Below are 3323 nucleotides of genomic sequence, written 5' to 3' on the forward strand. Positions count from 1 at the left end.
GACGGGGAGCTAATCCTTAAACTCTATCTCAGTTCGGATCGAAGTCTGCAACTCGACTTCGTGAAGCTGGAATCGCTAGTAATCGGATATCAGCCACGATCCGGTGAATACGTTCCCGGGCCTTGTACACACCGCCCGTCAAGCCATGGAAGCTGAGGGTACCTGAAGTCGGTAACCGCAAGGAGCCGCCTAGGGTAAAATCGGTAACTGGGGCTAAGTCGTAACAAGGTAGCCGTACCGGAAGGTGCGGCTGGAATACCTCCTTTTTAGAGACTTAAGGTGTTTCTCTCTTCTCGATTTATCGAGAGGAAAGGTATTTTCCTTTTTTTTACTTCAATAATCTTTGTTCCCAAACTATTACAGTCCCATGAGGAACCAGCACAAGTTTGTGTAAAACACATAGTTTTATCCAAGGGAATTAAACAGTCCCGTAGCTCAGCTGGTTAGAGCGCTACACTGATAATGTAGAGGTCCGCAGTTCAAGTCTGCGCGGGACTACTGATAGAATGGGGGATTAGCTCAGCTGGCTAGAGCGCCTGCCTTGCACGCAGGAGGTCATCGGTTCGACTCCGATATTCTCCACATTTTTACCTACTATTTATAGTAGATGAACAAAGTTCTTTGACATCTTGAAAGAAAATACAATATAATTGTAAGAGTTAGACCCGTTATTGATATTCGTATCAATAACACTTAATAAATTAATTAAGATTAGTAAGAAAGTTACTAAGGGCGTATGGCGGATGCCTTGGCTCTGAGAGGCGATGAAGGACGTGACAAGCTGCGATAAGCTACGATTAGGTGCAAATAACCTGTTAGTCGTAGATTTCCGAATGGGGCAACCCAGCACACTGAAGGTGTGTTATCCCGATTTATCGGGAAGCAAACCCGGGGAACTGAAACATCTAAGTACCCGGAGGAAGAGAAAATAATAATGATTTCCCTAGTAGCGGCGAGCGAACGGGAAACAGCCCAAACCAGCATTGTTTCGGCAATGTTGGGGTTGTAGGACTGTAATGTGGACTTAATATTTATAGTAGAATCAACTGGAAAGTTGAACCATAGAGAGTGATAGTCTCGTAAACGAAATAAATATTATACCTAACAGTATCCTGAGTAGCACGAAACACGTGAAATTTTGTGTGAACCAGCCGGAACCATCCGGTAAGGCTAAATACTCCTCAGAGACCGATAGTGAACTAGTACCGTGAGGGAAAGGTGAAAAGTACTCCGAACAGGAGAGTGAAATAGTCCCTGAAACCATACGCTTACAAACTGTTGGAGCCCGCCTCGGCGGGTGACAGCGTGCCTTTTGCATAATGAGCCTACGAGTTACTCCTCACTAGCAAGGTTAAGGTCTTAAGGACCGGAGCCGAAGCGAAAGCAAGTCTGAATAGGGCGCTTAGTTAGTGGGGGTAGACGCGAAACCGTGTGATCTACCCATGATCAGGTTGAAGCTCTGGTAACACAGAGTGGAGGACCGAACCAGTTGACGTTGAAAAGTCTTTGGATGAATTGTGGGTAGGGGTGAAAGGCCAATCAAACTCGGAAATAGCTCGTACTCTCCGAAATGTATTTAGGTACAGCCTTGAGTTAAAGTGATATAGAGGTAGAGCTACTGATAGGGCTAGGGGGCTTCACCGCCTACCAAACCCTGACAAACTCCGAATGCTATATCATGTTCCTCAGGAGTGAGGGCATGGGTGCTAAGGTCCATGTCCGAGAGGGAAACAACCCAGATCATCAGCTAAGGTCCCTAAATGTATGTTAAGTTGTTCAAACGTGGTCCGATTGCTTAGACAGCTAGGATGTTGGCTTGGAAGCAGCCATTCATTTAAAGAGTGCGTAACAGCTCACTAGTCGAGCGATTGGGCGTGGATAATAATCGGGCATAAAACATACTACCGAAGCTATGAACTCGAAAGAGTGGTAGGAGAGCATTCTAACAGCGCTGAAGGTGTACCGTAAGGTATGCTGGAGTGGTTAGAAAAGAAAATGTAGGCATAAGTAACGATAAAGCGGGCGAGAAACCCGCTCACCGAAAGACTAAGGTTTCCTGATCAACGCTAATCGGATCAGGGTTAGTCGGGTCCTAACGCGAACCCGAAAGGGGTAGTGGATGGACAACAGGTTAATATTCCTGTACTAGCATTAATTGCGATGGGGTGACGGAGTAGTGAAAGGACTGCGTACTGACGGAATAGTACGTTAAAGGGTGTAGGTATAAGGACTGATAGGAAAATCCGCAGACCTTGCTGAACCTGATAGTACCGTGAGTCTTCGGACAAGCGGATAATGTCCCTAAACAGACTTCCAAGAAAAACCTCTAAGCTTCAGATTAATGCTACCCGTACCGCAAACCGACACAGGTAGTCGAGGAGAGAATCCTAAGGTGCTCGAGTGATTCATGGTTAAGGAACTAGGCAAAATCGCCCCGTAACTTCGGGAGAAGGGGCGCCATCAGCAATGATGGCCGCAGTGAAAAGATCCAGGCGACTGTTTATCAAAAACACATGGCTTTGCTAAATCGAAAGATGATGTATAAGGCCTGACACCTGCCCGGTGCTGGAAGGTTAAAAGGAGATGTTATCTTCGGAGAAGCATTGAATTGAAGCCCCAGTAAACGGCGGCCGTAACTATAACGGTCCTAAGGTAGCGAAATTCCTTGTCGGGTAAGTTCCGACCTGCACGAATGGTGCAACGATCTGGATACTGTCTCAACCATGAGCTCGGTGAAATTGTAATCCCGGTGAAGATGCCGGGTACCCGCAATGGGACGAAAAGACCCCGTGAACCTTTACTATAGCTTAACATTGATATTGTGTAATTCATGTGTAGGATAGGTGGGAGACTTTGAAGCGGCGTCGCTAGGCGTTGTGGAGTCATCCTTGAAATACCACCCTTGAATTGCGTGATGTCTAATCCGCTTCGGCGGAGACAATGTTTGGTGGGTAGTTTGACTGGGGTGGTCGCCTCCTAAAGAGTAACGGAGGCTTCTAAAGGTGTCCTCAGCACGCTTGGTAACCGTGCGCAGAGTGCAATGGCACAAGGACGCTTGACTGTGAGACTGACAAGTCGAGCAGGTACGAAAGTAGAGCATAGTGATCCGGTGGTTCCGTATGGAAGGGCCATCGCTCAAAGGATAAAAGGTACTCCGGGGATAACAGGCTAATCTCCCCCAAGAGCTCACATCGACGGGGGGGTTTGGCACCTCGATGTCGGCTCGTCACATCCTGGGGCTGGAGAAGGTCCCAAGGGTTGGGCTGTTCGCCCATTAAAGTGGCACGCGAGCTGGGTTCAGAACGTCGTGAGACAGTTCGGTC

Annotated in this window: 2 tRNA genes and 2 rRNA genes; all 4 read left to right on the forward strand. The window is 47.6% G+C overall.

What is annotated here, in order from left to right:
- Window positions 1-266, forward strand: a 16S ribosomal RNA gene (locus tag RIF36_RS04540); the annotation flags it as partial.
- Between the two features lie 158 nt (window positions 267-424).
- Window positions 425-498 (forward strand) — tRNA-Ile (locus tag RIF36_RS04545).
- Between the two features lie 10 nt (window positions 499-508).
- Window positions 509-582 (forward strand) — tRNA-Ala (locus RIF36_RS04550).
- A gap of 134 nt (window positions 583-716) precedes the next feature.
- A 23S ribosomal RNA gene (locus RIF36_RS04555) occupies window positions 717-3323 on the forward strand; the annotation flags it as partial.

Source organism: Imperialibacter sp. (assembly GCF_040222815.1).
Taxonomy (GTDB): domain Bacteria; phylum Bacteroidota; class Bacteroidia; order Cytophagales; family Cyclobacteriaceae; genus Imperialibacter.